A 16444-nucleotide genomic window follows, 5' to 3' on the forward strand; every position below is an offset into this window, starting at 1 on the left:
TCAACTTGATAGACTGAGAGATAATTTATAGTGGTGCATATCTAGTTTAAAACTATATGAATTCAAGTACAGCAAGAGATTAGTGAAAACAGACCTAATCAGAACAAAACAGGAAGCAACTTCGGGGTGGGACGAAAACGTAGAGATTAAACTAGTGGAATTCACCGACATGACACCAATGACATGTGCTGTATCCAACTGAAAGGAAAATCGGCTTGTTCTCGGCTTGCGCCTTAGCAAAAGCCTCTTCTCCCCAAGAGAACCAGTCCACGGGGTTGTGGGCGTGTTGCAGTAGATAGGGTGATTTTTCGTTTATTAGTCGATTTGGCTTTTGGCCTTCTTTTATCTCTATTCATGTAGCCTCCTTGAGCACGTATGTTGCCATTTTCATTATTACCCATTGGTGAACAAAAAGACACTAACCTCGTTAGTGTCTTTTTTATAAAGTATTGCTTGACTCAACTACCGAAACTTAATCAGGACCTATGACAACCCTTGCTCTTTGAATAGACTTTAAAATACATAATCTTTCAGTGAGGTTAATTCGTTAGCTGTAATTCTAGCATTAAGAGATAGGTTTACTCCACCTCGATCAGGTTCCGTTACAGAAATTAACGTGCTCCCTACTTTGGGACAGCCTCTTTAAAACCATAACATTTTCGGAATGGATTGTTGCGTTTAAGCAATAGAAAAAGGAGCCCTTTTACAGGCTCCCTTCGACGGTGTTTGATCGTTCGAGTATCTTTAAAAGGCACACTTCACATCATTAGAAATACTTGGGCACCGCTTGTTCACTTTCCGTTTTAAAGGAATGCTACTAGGCGTGTGTGTTCAGAGATGCTCTGCGACACAACCCCTCGCTTTCAGTTGACTTAGTGATTAGTTAAATTCCTCTTGTAGCCCTAGCACCGAATGGTCCAACGGAACCACACCTCTCTTCACACCGTCAAAAATATCTTGCACAGACTTCAAGCTTCTTATACATCGTACACTCAAACAATTTTAAATCGGGATCGAACCGACGGCCTCATGCATGCCATGCAAACGTTCTACCAGCCGAGCAAGTGTGTTCTCATCATCCCGATATGTAAATAAACATCATCTTCAAATACTCCATATCTATGGAATTTATCATATTTTGAAGTATATTAAAGCCCCATTTGCCACTATGAAAATATATCCTTCATCGTTTTGTTATACGCTTTCCTATCAAAAACGCTTAGAAAACCTATAGCATAGTTTATCAACAAATGAAATGCGAATTCAGCAAGTTAATTCGATAGACTTGGAATTTAACAGGAATCTGACTCAGGGGTGTGACAAAAACGTTGAGATTAAACAAGTGGAATTCACCGACCTGACACCAATGACAGGTCGAATAGCCGACAGATAAGAAGATCGGCTTTTTCTCGCCCTGCGCCTTGGCAAAGGCCTCGTCTCCCCATGGATACCAGTCCACGGGATTGTGGGCGTGCTGTAGGAGATAGGGTGATTTTTCGTTGGCTAATCTATTGGAAGATTTGTGAGTTGTCACGGGGCGTCCCTCATTTCGGATAATTTGGGTAAAGTGTTGTCTACGGTTAGTTTACCCAAAAAAGTGAGGGAAGGCGCAGGTAAAGGAAAAAAGGTACTTCGTAATAAATACCTAATTTATATCTACACACATGCTCAGGAAGACTTGTCCCATCAAATGACCAAACCATATCGAATGTATCTTTAGTTAGAGCAATTAAACGGTTCTTATCCTTTATCTTTTCGGAATTTCTATTTGTAGATTTTTTCATTTCTATTGCAATAAATCTCTAATCTCATCAAACCACTTTGCCAAATCATAATTGCGAAAAACATTTATCTGTCCCAACTGAACTGTTAAATGGTATCTTGAACGTATGGCTCTAAGCATATCGACTATGCTGTCCATTTATTCTCTGCAGTAAACGGCTTCAACTGCTCGAACTTCGTTAATCGTGCGGACGAATCCCAGCTCCAATTCATAGCTTTAAGAATTAATTGAAACCTCAAACAGCAAGTCCCTATTTCACTTCACTTAGGAGACTTGCTGTTTTTTGTGTTAGTTGGTCTATTTGAACTGGAACCAAGTTAAATTTGCAACTGTGGTTGAATCTGACTTCACAAAAGTAACATATACCGTATGAGTTCCTACCGCTGTCCCGGCATTAAGCGGGATATTCTTGAGGGACCATGTCTGCCATCCGCCTGTGCTTTCGGCCGTCCAAGATCCCAGCATAGTGCCTGTAGGGCTATCCAAGTGGAATTCGATCCTTCCGCCGGAATTAGCGGATGCAACCTTCATATCAATACTTGTTTTAGCTGTACTGCCAAAGTCTACATTTTTAAATGCTATATAGTCGCCATTACTGCCTCCACCCACATCCAGCCCGCCGTCCGTGCTTGACTCATAGGACATAACACCTGAACTAAGGTTATAGCCTTCCGCTTCAAATTTCAATGTGTTGAATTTGGGCTCTGCAGCATAGCTGTTCGTATCTGTTATTTTCAAATCTGCCAAATTATTTACCGCAACTCCACCGACGCGAACATTGTTTAATGTCACTCCGGAGACCGTAGATGTGTCACTCCAACCCTTCATTATTGAAACTTCACCCAAAGCGCGTAAATTGATATTATTATAAACCACATTTTTGATCGGACCGGTTTTTGCAGAAAGATCAAACCATCTGGAGTGAACACCGGATCTTGGCCAGAAGCCTTCTACGTCTATATTATCAAATATGATGTTTTGTGCTGCTGGAGTCCCATAAAGATGACCTACCGCTAAAGCGCGCCAGCACCGGTATACATAAGAGTTTTTAACAACGATGCCATCCTGAAGCTGTTTCACTCCATCTCCGACCTTGAATGCTCCACATCTGCTCCAGGCCAAAGCATCATCCACCACTACATTTGACTGGTTTTCAGGAGTTCCAGGCCAGTTTGCAGCGATATCCGTAGTGGCTACATCCCAGGTCTTAAATGAGTAGGTGTCATCCTCCGATACTGCTACAGTGTGCTTAATGAGTACATTCTGGCTCTCTTGAATGTCTATTGCATCATTCTCATAATCAAGTTCATTGTTGTTGAAGTGCTTGGTATTCTGGAAGGTTACGTTATTAGATCTTGTAACGATTGTAGCCCAGCCACCACTGTCTCTGATGGTTATGCCGTCAACCGTGAAGTTGCTGCACTGCAAGGGCACAAGAATATTGTTCAAAAAATTGTTTGTATTTCTCATATAATGGCCATTGCCGTCAATCGTCCCCCTGCCGTATATCTTAATATTGTTTGCATTGGTTTCGGTATAAATAAACCAGGTTCCATCCTTATTCAGAGAATTCTTATGGAAATGGGTAGTGTAATCGCTTGGATTTCCTGAACCCCTTATCACAGAACCACCCTCCAGATAAACCGAAACGTTGCTTTTTAGAACAATGTTACCACTCTTGTACACGCCGGCTGGAACGTATACTATACCGCCGCCTGCTGCGTTAGCCGCATTAATGGCGTTTTGTATGGCAGTTGTAGCCAAAGTGGCACCGGTACTGTCGGCACCGTACCCGGTTTTAACATTGTATATCCCTGTACCGGATGAAGCCGGAACATTGGTTTCAAGAGCATCTGCCGCAATCACCAGATCTTTCAGGTTATTGATTTTAACGATAAGATAGGTTGGTGATGAAAGTGTAAAGGTAAGTGTATTTCCGCTCTTGGCTGCAGTGATTCCCAAAGCTTTGGGAGAAATATTATAGGTATTGATTGGCTCGCTTGCTGTAATTGTGATTGTAGTCGTACCTGAAAAAGAGAAATTACAATAATTATAGTTTACAAATACCTCCGAAGTGTCGATTACCGGTATATTGGTAGAGTTTGCTGTTACCGTGTATTGATTGGTCGTGGTATAGATCGACGGTAACGGATAACTTACAATTGTACCCGCTGCACTTGCTGTCAAAGGAACGACAGCTAAAAGACTGGCGAGCATACAAACAATTAAACTTAATAAGTTTAACTTTTTTAGCATAAATAAACACCCCTTTCATATTTTTTAGAAAACACTCTTATCTATGCTCCGGCTCCAGACAGAGCCGGAGCAGATCGTCCACATGGGCCGTTGCCAGACATTCCACCGTATCCGCAGAGCCGTAGTAGATCTTGACCTCGCCGTCTTCCTCCAGAATCATTCCTCCCGGAAAAATCACATGATTTCGGAAGCCCCCGCCAATCTCATAGTCTGTCTCCGGTGCCAGCAGCGGCTGCTTGCTCATGCCGATCACCTTGCGGGGGTCCTCCAGATCCAGCAGCATAATTCCGGCGGTATAGCGCTTCTTCCATGTGTCCTCCCAACCTTGCTTGCCTCTGGCCGGGTCCACATCCACCGCATGGAAGGTGGTCAGCCAGCCCTTATCCGTCCGGACCGGAGGTGCGGCCGGGCCAACCTTGTCATTGGCAAACGGCACCTGCTCTACGGCGAGCAGCAGGCTGGAGTTGCCCCAATGCTTCAGGTCCGGCGACTCGGAGATCCAGGCATCGAAGCGGTCCCGGCCGCCGCGGCTGTATACCGTGAAGGGACGCTCCAGCCGGACATACTTGCCGCCGATCAACTCGGGAAACAGTACCATATTGCGCAGGTCCGGTGTAGACAGGCTGAGCACCTCGAAGTGTTCCAGATCATCGGTAACGGCAATTCCGCCGCGAATGCCATGGTGCGTATCCACGGCAAAACACATATAACAACGGCCGCCGATCACGGTCAGGCGCGGGTCGTAGGCGCGGATAATTTCCTCGTCATGCATTTTGAACACTGGCTTCGGGCCGGCGGTCCAGCTCAGTCCGTCGTCACTGTAAGCAATGCCGAGATCCGTGGTGTGGTGCGGCTCAAGCGTCTGATCGACCAGTGAGCCGTAATCATTACGGAAGATCATCACATACTTACCGTTAAATTTCGTTACACCGGCATTGAATACCAGTGCGGTGGGGTAAGGAACCTTCGTTGCATCCAGCACAGGATTGCCCGGATACCGCCGGATGAACGGGGCAGATTGCAGAATTGCCGGAGCGTGTTGAGTCATGGGGTGTACCTCCTTGAATGTTAAATATGGAATATGGGTTGCGCAGGGCCGGACCGTTACCCTTTGAGTGAACCGGCCGTCATCTGCATGAAGGATTTGTTGGCGAACAGATAGGCCACGAGAATCGGCAGAATGGACAAGCAGGCGCCCGCCATCATATAGTGGGTCTGGGAAGCGGCCGAAATCCCGTATTTCAGGTTCGCCAGCCCGACAGTCAGCGTCTGCAGCTCCGGCTTCGTCATCGTGAACACGAGCGGCAGCAGATATTCATTCCACGCACCGCGGAAGGTGAACAGCGCACCTACGCCGAGTCCGGGTCCGAGCAGCGGCAGAATAATCCGCCAGAAGGTCCGGCCGAGCGAACTGCCGTCGATCAGCGCCGCCTCGTCCAGCTCCCGGGGAATTCCCTTCATGAAGCTGAACAGAATGAAGAATATCGACGCGTGTGCGGAGATCAGGATCAGAATTACGCCCCAGAGGCTGCTGTGCAGATGAAGCTTAACCATCAGATCGAATTGCGGACGCAGCACCACCGCCCCCACGGCCACGAACATGGTGAAGGATTGCAGGCCGATATATATTTTTTTGCCGAAAAAGTCCATCCGGTCCACCACATAAGCTGCCATGGAAGAAACCAGTAAAGTGCCTACTACCGCTGACAGTGAAATAATCAGGCTGTTCAGCGTATATTTGGAGAAATTCGCCTGTGTCCAGGCTTCAGCATAGTTAGAGAAGTGCCAGCTGCTTGGCAGGAAGGTCGCTCCGGTGGTCAGCTCGGCATTCGTTTTGAAGGAGCCCAGCACGGTGATGACGACCGGAATCAGGGTGATAAAAGCAAAGGCCAGCAGAAAAATCCACAGTACAGTGTTGCCCAGTATGGTTCTTATTCTCATCTCGCGTCTCTCCTCAATCGGTCTGATTCATCCGCCGGGAGGCGTAGAAATAAATGAGTGATATGATCCCGACGATTATCGCGGACACAAAGGCGACCGCACTTCCATATCCGAACTCCTGTACCTGAACTCCGGCACTCCCCCCGCCTACAGGAAAGAATAATTTGTATAAATACAGGAACATTACTTCCGTCTTGCCTACCGGACCGCCTTCGGTCAGAACCATAATGCTCTCGTAGCCCTTCAGGGCTGTAATGATCGCCAGCATAATAACCATCTGCATGACAGGTCCGAGCATCGGCAGCGTCACGTAGCGGAACTGCTGGATTTTGCTTGCCCCGTCCAGGGCAGAGGCTTCATACACATCCTCAGGAATATTCTGCAGACCGGCGAGGAAGAGCAGCATATAGTTCCCGACCGCGCCCCAGGCCGCAACCAGAATGACGGTGAGCATGGCATACTTCGGACCCAGCCAGTCAATCCCGGAATTGCTTAGACCGAGTTTGATCAGGAACTGATTGAGAATCCCGTTATACGAGTTGAAAATGGTAAAAAAAACGACAGCCATAACGGCTGTACTGATGACGGTCGGCATGAAAAAAATCCCCCGCAGCAGCTGTCTGCCCCGCAGCCCCCGGTTCAGGATTGCGGCCAGCAGCAGAGCCAGCGGAATCGTGATCAACAGCTTGCCGCCTGCATAGACAAAGGTATTCACCACCGAATCCCAGAATTGGGTATCCTTCAGAATGCGGCTGAAATTGTCCAGACCGGTAAACCGGGCCGTTCCATAACCCTTATAGTCATAGAACATGTAGCGGAACGCCCAGGCAATCGGGTAGATTCCGAGCACAATGGTCAGAAGGGCACTTGGAAAGATAAAGCTGTATGAGAATAAGGAATTTTTTGTTTTATTCATCTGATTTCTTCCGGCTCCTTTCCCTTACGGTCAGAGCAGAGGGGTGGAGAACGCAGCTTCCCCATCCCCGTCATCTGACCTGTTTCTCTATGTTTCGCCTTCCGGTTACTTGGCGAACTTGCCGCCCAGGCCGGCCGGATCAAAGCCTGCATCCGGCTCAGCCTTGATTCCGTCATTGGCAATAGCGCTGTCCAGCGCAGCATTATAACGCTTGTTCAAATCCGCGATGACCGCCTTCAGATCGCCGCCATTGAGCATATATTTGAAGAAGGCGTCATCCGACTTCATGCCCTCCGGTGCAACCGCCGGATAGATCGGCCATACCCCGTCATTTTTATTGGGAAGGAAGCCTTCGATGCCGTTGACATCCGGTGTTGCGGCAACCGCACTGATGGATGGAACCATGGAGATGCCGAAGCCTTTCTCCTGATAATCCGTCAGCACCTGATCCCCGTACATGAACTGCATGAACTTCCAGGCCGCTTCCTTATTCTCCGATTTCGAGCTGAGACTCAGCCATTGGCCGCCGAGGAAGCCGGAAGCGCCCTTCACCATGCCGTCAATTGTAGGTGCCGGAGCCGCAGCCCAGTCGATCTTGGCCGGGAACTGGTTCTTATACACACCAGGCTCAGAGGAGTAGGAGATATACATTCCGATCTTGCCTTCGGCAAATTGGGCCCGCAGCGGATCGATATCCAACGATTCCACACCCGGAAGCATGCTGCCGTCATCCTTGATCTGCTTGAAGGCATTAATAATCGGCTCGAGGCCGCTGAAATCGTAGCGGGCAGTCTTGAAGTCATACCCGAAGCCGCCATAACCGCTCATTTCCGCAATGACCCGTGCCGAACGTGCGAATGCACTGGAGGGACTCTTGAAATTCAGTGCAAAGCCGTAAGCGCCGTCAGCTTTACCCGCTTCGGTCAGCTTTTTGGCTGTATCCACCAGCTCCTGCAACGTGGTTGGCGGATTCTCGACGCCCGCTTTGGCGAACAGGTCCTTGTTGTACACCAGGCGCATCGTCGTTCCGTAGTTCGGCAGGCTGTAACGTTTGCCGTCAAATTCATTCAGATCCGGCATGGCCGGGAACTTCGCCTTCAGCTCATCGGTGAGGAATTCATCAATGGGCGCGAGAAAGCCCTTCTTGTAGAACGTCTGGATGGTGTTCTCCTTCACCCGGATCACATCCGGGGCATCCGAGGTCTGGAAGGACAGATCCAGTGCGGTATCGAAGTCATCGCCCTTGACGACCAGCTCCACCTCAATACCGTCCGTATTGGCCCTGTTGAACTCGGCCACCTTCTCTTTCACGAAATCGGCGTCATGGCGGTCGCCCGTCCAGTAGCTGATTTTGGTTTTTTCCCCTGAACCGCCTGTCGCTGCATCTCCTGAGCCTTCTGCTGCATTGCCGCCGCCACTGTTACCGTTGCCGCAGGCTGCCAGGCCAAGTGCCAGAACCAGGCTCATTGATGTCATTAGCGTACGCTTCATCATTGGTAGTGCCCCCTTATTTATCGCTGCTGAATTTAACTTACAACCTGATTATAGAATGGGTAACGCTTTCACATAAGGCGGGTAAGCCCACATTGAGGGCAGGTTTCTGCGGGAGTTGCCGGCACACTGCCGGGCGGAAGCTGCCCATCATACAAAAGGGAGTGACTCTCCGCTTGGCGGAAGCCCCTCCCTTGTCCTTCTTTATTCTTTTCCAAGGTAATGCAGCTTAAACTCCGACGGGGTCATTCCTGTATACTTCTTGAACACCTCGCTGAAATAGCGCCTGTGCTCGTAGCCGAGATCCTGGGCAATCTCCTGTACCTGCAGGCCGCCGATCAGCATCGCCTTGGCCTTCTCCATCTTCTCATGCATCACGTATTGCTGAAAGGAACCCCCTTGCACCTTCTTAAACAGGTTGGAGAAATATCCTGGGCTGAGGTTAATCTGCTTCGCGACCTGCTCCAGTGACAGCCCCGTATCCAGATGACTCCGGATATAAGCGATCGCCTGATGGATAATCCGCGTGGATTCCAGGGAACGGGCTTCCTCCACCAGCGCGCAGGCCTCCCGGCACAGCCCGGACAGCAGGCTCCGGATATCCAGAAGGGAAGGATGCACCCGGTTCTTCATTGCCTCAATTCCGCGCTCCAGCGGCTCCACCTGCTCATAGGGAAACTGCTCAAGCAGAACCCGGCAGATCTTGGAGCTCAGCTCATAGCCGACGCTTTCGACATACCTTGGCTCAGGCAAAAGCTCGCTGTCCAGCAGCTCCGAGAACAGCTGGTCCAGCACCTGCAGGCTTTTGCCGGAATTGCCGGAACGCAGGGCAAACAGCAGCTCCTGCTCGGCGGCGGCGGAATAGCTGTGAAGCGAGAGCGGCTTATTCTCGATATTGCCGTAATGATATACACCGTTGCCTCCGGTATAGAAATGATAACCCAGAGCGCTCAGCGCCTGCCTGTAGGCGGTAGCCAGCTCATGAATCGCTGATACACCAGGCCCCACGCCAATAGAGAGTGTATTACGGGAGAATTGGCTTACATTCGTGCAGCAGGCTTCCGTAATCAGCGCAGCGGTATCCGGGGCCGAGCCGTTCATGATGCAGACATACCGGTCTGTAGCCTCACGGATAATCACACCGCGGGTCCAGGCGGAAATCGTCTCTTCGAGAATATTGTGCAGGCTGAACCGCAGCAGCTCCACCTCCTGCACAGGCTGGCCCTGAAGCTTCTCGGCGAAATGATCGATCTCTGCGACAAACACGAAGAAGTCATGTTGCGCAAGCGGGATATCGAGATATGCCCACCTGGACCGGGCATCCGCCTCTGTCGTCTGGTGATGCAGCAGGAAGGTCAGATACTCCTGGCGGAGGATGGGCAGGCTCTCCCTGATTTTGGACTCCATCACCGCCAGTCTGGCAGTCTCCTGCCGTTCTTCCCGGCACAGCTCCTTGGCCTTCAGCACCACATTCACAATCTCATCCAGCGAAAAAGGCTTCTTCACGAAATCGAGCGCCCCCAGCCGGATGGCTTCCTGAGCGTAAGCGAATTCCGAGTAAGCGCTAAGGATAATAATCTTGCAGTCCGGCAGATCTTCCAGTATCGCCCGGGTCATCTTCAGCCCGTCCATTCTCGGCATCCGGATATCGGTCAGCACAATATCGGGCCGGGTCTCGCGGATGATCCGCAGCCCCTCTTCACCGTCGAGCGCCGTGCCGGCGACCTCAATACCGTGCTCCTGCCACGCCGGCTTGCGAGAGATCATCTCCACCACACTTTTAATATCGTCGATGATACATAACTTGAACCTTCCCGGCTCCAGCTTCTGGTCCATCATCTATCGCTCCTCTCTTAACGGAATCCACAGCTCCGTCTGCGACCCCTTGCCCGGTTCTCCGTCCACTTCCATGAGGGCTTCCTCTCCGTAGTAGAGCGCCAGGCGATGTCTGATGTTGAACAGGGCGTAGCCCTTCTTGGACTGCGGGGCGCTGCTCATTCCCTGCCTAACCTTCCCGGCATCGAGCCCCCGCCCGTTGTCGGTAATAGTAATATGCAGCATCTCCAGCTCCCGGCTGACCGTGATGTCAATCCGGCCTCCCCCGGACCGGTCACTGAACCCGTGCTGGATGCTGTTCTCCACAACCGGCTGCAGGATGATTTTGGGAAGCGGGCAGGACAGCAGCTCTTCATCCTCAACCGTAATGCTGTATTCAAACAGTCCTTCATAGCATTTCTGCTGAATGGAGAAATACTGCCGCACATGGGACAGCTCATCCTCGAGGGTAATCAGATCCTTCCCTCCGCTAAGCCCGATCTGGAACATCTGCGATAATGACAGGATCATCTCATTCACATCCTCATTCACGCCCAATACCGATTTGCAATAAATCGTATTCAGCGTATTGTACAGGAAGTGCGGCTCCATCTGCGCGGTAAGGGCCCGGATCTCCGCATGCCGCTTGTCCTCCTCCTTCGACTTCACATCCTCAATCAGTGCCTTAATCTCCGACATCATCCGGTTGAACTGAAAGCCGACCTGGGCGACCTCATCCTCATAGCGGCTCTCATAAACTACACTAAGCTGGTTCTCTTCGACCCTGCGCATCAGCCGCCGCAGCTTGAACAGCGGCCTCAGCAGCACAGACGTCAGCTGATTGGAGATCAGCCAGGTAGTCAGCAGAAAGACACCGATTACATACAGGGTGATGCGCTGCACCCTCTCCAGCTTGCCCAGCAGCTGGTCGCGCGACTGCATGCCGGAGATGATCCAGTCAGGAGATGCTGCAGAGCTTTTATAATTGACCAGATACTCCTTGCCGCCATAGCTGTAGGTATGCTCCTGCGGTTCGGCTGCTACGCCGCCTTCCGCAAGCACCGGCTTCCAGGGAAATCTGCCGCGGAACGGCCAGCGCGACTCCACCACTGCATCCCCCTCCCCGCTCATCAGGTAATAATTCCGGCCGGGCTGCTGCCCGCCCTGATTCAGCAGTTCGTCAATCCGGCTCTCCCGGATATTGACGACGATAAACACATTGCTGACCGGAGTATACGGGTATTCATAGATTCCCCGGACCACGAAGGAGACGACCCGCTGGCTGCCCGTGAACAGCCGGTCATAATGCCCCTTGGCCCAGTAGCCGCCCGGCTGCTCCTTGCTGAGATCATATAATTCCGAGCCGTAAAACGAGTTATCCTGCGCGCGGATTTGCGTGGTGGAGTAGAAGTCGCCTATCGGCGTGACGATCAGCACATTCTCGATAATTGGTTGATTAAACGTCGCCTGTGAGAGCACATATTGCAGATCCGACAGATGCACATAATAATTCGACACATCATGGCTGAGCACATCCATCATCATCTTCCGGTACGCATCGCTCAGCATCAGGGACTGCACGGACAGTGCCACATCATTCAGGCGGGAATCCAGCAGCTGGGTAGTTTTGCTGACCGTTTCCTGGCTGCTGGCGTAAGCATTATCCTCAATCTCCTGCGCGGCGATCCAATACGAGAAGCTGCCCATCGCACTGATGGACAGCGTGATCAGCATGATGAACGAGAACAGAATCCGCTGCTTGATGGATATCCGGTAATACCTGCTGGCGATCTGCCGCCGGATCTGCCTTGCATAGGCTGTGAATGTATTCATAGTTCCCCCTTCTTGAGCATGTACCTCCCTATGTTTGTATGTTCTTGTCACTTGTACCATACGGCTGCTCCAGCCCGGCGTCAAGACAGGGCATGATTATTTAGCGGATTCCGTCCCTTATTATCAATAGGCAGGGGGCCCTCCGCATAACATGGTGATGACGATATTCCCACCGCGATTCTGATTAAACTGGCAGATTTTCATATGACGAGTACTGACTATTTACTTAACCGAACGAACCAAAAGAAACCTTACTCCAAAAGTTAAATTAGAATAATGATCATTGCATACAAAAATCCGCAGTTTAGACGGAGACAAAGATCTTAAGCAGCACAAAAACAAGCCCGGTGACGAACCACATGAGCTTGTTTTACGCTAGTCCCATCACTTAAAGCTTTCTTACCGCACCACAACTAACACTACAATAACTCCGAGCAAAATCAGCCAGACAACCGGGTGACCGAAATTTAATCCCCAGCCGACTCCAAACCTTTTCTCGACAATTAGGTTTGGATCTTTGCGATTGAAATAAATCATACCTAATTTCCATTTATCTTCATCATGGACAGGTCTGACATTGGCGCTATCGGCAGATCGCTCCAAGCGGCTTTCGACCTGACCCGCCCAGAACGATAAGGCGAGAGCGTATAGGATGATAAACGCTATTATGATTAGGATAAGGGGGATAGCGAAATTCATGTTAAGCAGAGATATCATATTGAGCTGCCCGACGGCTAACAGGATCACTATTAGGAAGCTGGCTGTAATCATAAAACACGACCAAGCCCGGCGGTAAGTTACGTCTTCTCTAACCTGCTGTTTCTCTCTGCGAATACTCCAATTCTCAAATAGGAACAACAGTATTACGAGCCCTTGAATTAGCGTAGTCATAAACACAGAGGTATACGATTTAGCTGCATAGCGGTCTATGCTCAAACTGCTGTTATAATGAATTGGAAGCTGATCAGGAATCAGATCGTAGTTGCAGAGCACAAATACAATATTAACAACCATAATGACAACATGAATGAAGAACCAATAATTAGATAAGCCCCTGTTTCTGTTTGGCAATTCAGTGTCCACGGTCATGATCGATGGTTCAGGAGCAATAGTCAGCGTGGGCAGTACACTTTTCATTTTTAAATGATAGCTAATATTAATGACAAGGGAGATTACGAGCATGGCGAGTGCATAGGTAATAATAATCCAACTGACTTGCTTCGAATGTTCATCACTGTAGATTAGGCATAGGATGCCAACAATGAATAGGATGGTATATAGAATAGCACTAATCCTGGCATATGACCTCCGCATCTGGCGCAGCGGCTCACTGAGGAATTGTACAGCGCTGACGGTGACTCCGAAACTAATCGTCTCTTTTGTTAAATACGGCATACTCACGATGAGTACAATGGAAGGTACAAATACTAGGATAAATATTATAACAGGCAGTATCGTCATACCATTCACCTCATTCTACATGGATATTATTTCACATAATCCTCGAAAGCGATCTTATACTCTGCATATTTTTCAGGATTACTTTTTTCAAATATTTTCAAAGAAGCAGGTTCCCGAAAATCTATATCATTGACTGAAAAATTGACACTCTTCATATCTCCATTCGCATTATTTTCAGTCTTGTATGGTTGTATTATTCTACCTTCCTGTATCATTTCAATGGCTAACATCTTAGCCCATCCACGCATCACATAAGCAGAGAATGAAATATGATCATAGCTGATAAATTTCCACACTTCTTCTATAGATGACGTCCTATCATATTTTGCGTATTGATTACTTGAATGTATTGCCACAAATCTGTAAGGTGTATTAATAAATACGTCCCTGTATTCAAATGTACTATCGTTGCTGGTCGATGATAATAAAGGTAATTTGAAGTCTTCACCAAAATATGCACCATCTTTTTTTCCTTCATTGATCGCTTTCATGATTTGATCATCCGTTAAACTATAGATATATCCGTAACCAGATTTTACTTTTTCTTCTATGTCAACTTTATTTTCTGTTAATTTCAATGAATCTGCTGCCATACTTGTTTTAGGTAATTGAGTACTTCCTTTCTCAACTAAATCATATTTAGTTAATCCATAAAATATCACAGCATTTATTGCTAATGAAATTGTCAATAATACAAATAGAATCTTAACCTTCATTATATAAGCCACCTTCAACTTTCTTATCATTATAAAGCATCTATAGCTTCTTTAATTTGCGGGATAGATAAACCGTTCGCTTTCAGCTCTTTTATCCAAATAATGCGTGCGACGGTTTCCTCTCTTTTATACCTGCGTGTTAAATTCTCTTCAGCCTGTTCAAAGGGCAGCATACCTTCTTCGGTGTAATGTTTCAGCGTGCTATAACGGGAACCTGTGATTCTTACCAATTCACCTATTGACACATGCTCTGAGGCCAGAATCGCCTCCATGGAACGTTGCCTAGACATGGATACAACTCCTTTACAGTGGGCGCTTCGGAACAAGACGCACACCTTGAATCGGTACTCTCATCATCACATAATGCGGCATCGCATCGTATAACAAATTATCTATTTTGACAGTCGCAAATGAACCTCTCTCAATCACCTTAACCTCATGTCCATAGGATTTTAGCCTTGTAAGGACGGAGTTTAGCCTTTTATTAGAATTATCGAACCAAGCCTCTGTCTCTACAAAGACAGCTTGTGACCGCTCAAGGAAAGGGAAGAAAAAATTGATACTGCTGCCCGCATCTGTCTTCATAAACGACGACTTCATTTGCAGGAACTGTTTACCCCTAACTCCATTCCATGGCGATCAGTGCAAAACTTTGTGCTAATTTCAAATCCATCATAGCCATCCACCCCTACCCATAATTTAGATAAGCCGGTTCGTGATTCGTGTGTATGAAGAACCTTTTGAAATCGTTTTACTTACTACTTACTACTTATCACTTACCGCATACAGTACGCCATTTGCAAAATATTGTCAAGGGTGTTATTCCACGCTTCGTTCAATCGAAAAAGTATTTAAACACAACAAATGGCTGAGCTTTTACATAACAAGCCACCTACTCCCGCTATGAGAGCGGTAATTTGGATGTTCCGATTGCCAGCGCAAAAAAGCTCGTGTGATAATCACAGGAGCTTGTTCTCATTTCGCTTACCAGGTTCAACATTAGCTTTTTTACTCCTTCATTTCTGTTTTTACTGATTGCTGTGAAATACTTTGATAAGAAAGTCACGTTCTGGAACCTGCAATAATTCATATGACTCTAAAAATTTTGTGTTATCATAGGAGACTTCCTCTAAACTGACTGTAATTTTGTCCTTTGCTATATCTACTACTGAATATCGGGCAGTTGGTTGTGAATTGCATCCTAAAGAACCGGGATTTAAAAAGATAGTATCTTTACCCTCAAAAAAATGAATTGGATGATGATGCCCAAAACATATTAATTTGTCTTCGCTTCCTTTGAATAGAGAGAGTAAATTATCTAAACTCGGCTCAACAATTTCACTAAAAGGATCTTTGCTTATATGTTCATTTAATTGGGTCTGCTCAATATGATAATGGATAAACAATATAGACTTGCCTTCGATTGTTAAAGTGATTGTCCGAGGCAACTGTTCTAATCTGGTGATGAAGCCTTTGTCCATAAGATCTGCTATCCATTGGTGATGCTCTTTAGCGTGAGAGTGGCTTAATGGATAATCTTCCCCTTTTTGAAGTGCTAAAACTGCTTCATCGTGATTCCCGGTAATCATTGAGACATCACTTCTGGCAAATAAGATTGTCAGAACTTCATTTGTATCTGGTCCAATCCCTATCATATCTCCTAAGCAATAAATATGTTCAATGTCCCGCCTCAGGTCAAACTCATTAAGAACTGCCTTTAAGGCAGGAGCATTACCGTGGATATCAGCAATTACTCCAATCTTCATAATCTATCGACACTTCCTTTGTCTATTTTATAATGATTCAAAGAGCGGACAGCCAATAAAATGGATAACAACGCAGTTAATAGCAGTAAGCCCCATCCACAACAATACCGAATAGGACATCCATACGGTAAGCATAGGGTAACTATAGTTCAACAGATAAGGCCAGATCAGTGTCAAAACTAACAGCAGCATTCTAAAGAGTAGAGTAATACGAACCCTGGTCTTTTTCCTGCGTCTATCTTGCTCATCTATTATGTGTCGGGGTGTCCCTACGGCTAGTATCATTACCTTAAGAATGATGCCAATAGCGGCTAACAGAACTAACAACGATGATACCAGATCAGTTATGATGTAGATATCGTCATATTTATAGGTGTTCATAGGGCTCTAATTCATTTGCCCATACCTGTTCTGCGCAATCAACGAGGGTGCCGTTGAGGAAGGAATAGTTGGTTTACAGACTCAT

At 47.7% G+C, this 16444-nt stretch carries 13 protein-coding genes and 1 pseudogene; all 14 read right to left on the reverse strand.

Going from position 1 to position 16444, the window contains the following annotated elements:
- Positions 1 to 166: 166 nt before the first annotated feature.
- Positions 167 to 346: pseudogene (locus NSU01_RS21185) on the reverse strand (DUF255 domain-containing protein); the annotation flags it as partial.
- An 897-nt stretch (positions 347 to 1243) separates the two neighbouring features.
- The gene (locus NSU01_RS21190) at positions 1244 to 1534 is read right to left on the reverse strand and encodes a DUF255 domain-containing protein (RefSeq protein WP_083705400.1); all 291 of its coding nucleotides are present in this window, start codon (positions 1532 to 1534) and stop codon (positions 1244 to 1246) included.
- A gap of 546 nt (positions 1535 to 2080) precedes the next feature.
- Positions 2081 to 4039: a carbohydrate-binding protein gene (locus NSU01_RS21195; RefSeq protein ID WP_083705402.1), complete on the reverse strand. Its 1959-nt coding sequence runs from the start codon at positions 4037 to 4039 to the stop codon at positions 2081 to 2083.
- Positions 4040 to 4076: 37 nt separating this feature from the next.
- Entirely contained in the window at positions 4077 to 5087 is a 1011-nt protein-coding gene (locus NSU01_RS21200) for a glycoside hydrolase family 130 protein (protein ID WP_144026020.1), read from the reverse strand.
- A gap of 56 nt (positions 5088 to 5143) precedes the next feature.
- Positions 5144 to 5980 (reverse strand): carbohydrate ABC transporter permease, encoded by an 837-nt coding sequence (locus NSU01_RS21205; RefSeq protein WP_052421923.1) that lies wholly within the window; start codon positions 5978 to 5980, stop codon positions 5144 to 5146.
- Positions 5981 to 5993: 13 nt separating this feature from the next.
- The gene (locus NSU01_RS21210; RefSeq protein ID WP_042138227.1) at positions 5994 to 6896 is read right to left on the reverse strand and encodes a sugar ABC transporter permease; all 903 of its coding nucleotides are present in this window, start codon (positions 6894 to 6896) and stop codon (positions 5994 to 5996) included.
- A 105-nt stretch (positions 6897 to 7001) separates the two neighbouring features.
- The gene (locus NSU01_RS21215; RefSeq protein ID WP_042138230.1) at positions 7002 to 8390 is read right to left on the reverse strand and encodes a sugar ABC transporter substrate-binding protein; all 1389 of its coding nucleotides are present in this window, start codon (positions 8388 to 8390) and stop codon (positions 7002 to 7004) included.
- Between the two features lie 201 nt (positions 8391 to 8591).
- Positions 8592 to 10226, reverse strand: coding sequence for a response regulator (locus NSU01_RS21220; protein ID WP_231575160.1), 1635 nt, complete (start codon positions 10224 to 10226; stop codon positions 8592 to 8594).
- The gene (locus NSU01_RS21225) at positions 10227 to 12035 is read right to left on the reverse strand and encodes a sensor histidine kinase (protein WP_042138233.1); all 1809 of its coding nucleotides are present in this window, start codon (positions 12033 to 12035) and stop codon (positions 10227 to 10229) included.
- Between the two features lie 399 nt (positions 12036 to 12434).
- Positions 12435 to 13496, reverse strand: coding sequence for a DUF5808 domain-containing protein (locus NSU01_RS21230; RefSeq protein ID WP_076243209.1), 1062 nt, complete (start codon positions 13494 to 13496; stop codon positions 12435 to 12437).
- A 26-nt stretch (positions 13497 to 13522) separates the two neighbouring features.
- Positions 13523 to 14212, reverse strand: coding sequence for a hypothetical protein (locus NSU01_RS21235; protein WP_144026021.1), 690 nt, complete (start codon positions 14210 to 14212; stop codon positions 13523 to 13525).
- Positions 14213 to 14241: 29 nt separating this feature from the next.
- Positions 14242 to 14502 (reverse strand): helix-turn-helix domain-containing protein, encoded by a 261-nt coding sequence (locus NSU01_RS21240; protein WP_042138238.1) that lies wholly within the window; start codon positions 14500 to 14502, stop codon positions 14242 to 14244.
- 13 nt (positions 14503 to 14515) lie between these two features.
- Positions 14516 to 14797: a hypothetical protein gene (locus tag NSU01_RS21245; RefSeq protein ID WP_076243210.1), complete on the reverse strand. Its 282-nt coding sequence runs from the start codon at positions 14795 to 14797 to the stop codon at positions 14516 to 14518.
- A 443-nt stretch (positions 14798 to 15240) separates the two neighbouring features.
- On the reverse strand, positions 15241 to 15978 hold the full coding sequence (locus NSU01_RS21250; protein ID WP_042138241.1) for a metallophosphoesterase family protein: 738 nt from the start codon (positions 15976 to 15978) through the stop codon (positions 15241 to 15243).
- Between the last annotated feature and the right edge of the window lie 466 nt (positions 15979 to 16444).

Source organism: Paenibacillus sp. FSL H8-0259, from assembly GCF_037963255.1.
Taxonomy (GTDB): Bacteria; Bacillota; Bacilli; order Paenibacillales; family Paenibacillaceae; genus Paenibacillus_AQ; species Paenibacillus_AQ phytohabitans.

Bases quoted from the DNA above. Each gene is read 5' to 3' on its own strand.
- NSU01_RS21195 (WP_083705402.1), bottom strand. From the start codon at position 4,039: ATGCTAAAAAAGTTAAACTTATTAAGTTTAATTGTTTGTATGCTCGCC.
- NSU01_RS21200 (WP_144026020.1), bottom strand. From the start codon at position 5,087: ATGACTCAACACGCTCCGGCAATTCTGCAATCTGCCCCGTTCATCCGG.
- NSU01_RS21205 (WP_052421923.1), bottom strand. From the start codon at position 5,980: ATGAGAATAAGAACCATACTGGGCAACACTGTACTGTGGATTTTTCTG.
- NSU01_RS21210 (WP_042138227.1), bottom strand. From the start codon at position 6,896: ATGAATAAAACAAAAAATTCCTTATTCTCATACAGCTTTATCTTTCCA.
- NSU01_RS21215 (WP_042138230.1), bottom strand. From the start codon at position 8,390: ATGATGAAGCGTACGCTAATGACATCAATGAGCCTGGTTCTGGCACTT.
- NSU01_RS21220 (WP_231575160.1), bottom strand. From the start codon at position 10,226: ATGATGGACCAGAAGCTGGAGCCGGGAAGGTTCAAGTTATGTATCATC.
- NSU01_RS21225 (WP_042138233.1), bottom strand. From the start codon at position 12,035: ATGAATACATTCACAGCCTATGCAAGGCAGATCCGGCGGCAGATCGCC.
- NSU01_RS21230 (WP_076243209.1), bottom strand. From the start codon at position 13,496: ATGACGATACTGCCTGTTATAATATTTATCCTAGTATTTGTACCTTCC.
- NSU01_RS21235 (WP_144026021.1), bottom strand. From the start codon at position 14,212: ATGAAGGTTAAGATTCTATTTGTATTATTGACAATTTCATTAGCAATA.
- NSU01_RS21240 (WP_042138238.1), bottom strand. From the start codon at position 14,502: ATGTCTAGGCAACGTTCCATGGAGGCGATTCTGGCCTCAGAGCATGTG.
- NSU01_RS21245 (WP_076243210.1), bottom strand. From the start codon at position 14,797: ATGAAGACAGATGCGGGCAGCAGTATCAATTTTTTCTTCCCTTTCCTT.
- NSU01_RS21250 (WP_042138241.1), bottom strand. From the start codon at position 15,978: ATGAAGATTGGAGTAATTGCTGATATCCACGGTAATGCTCCTGCCTTA.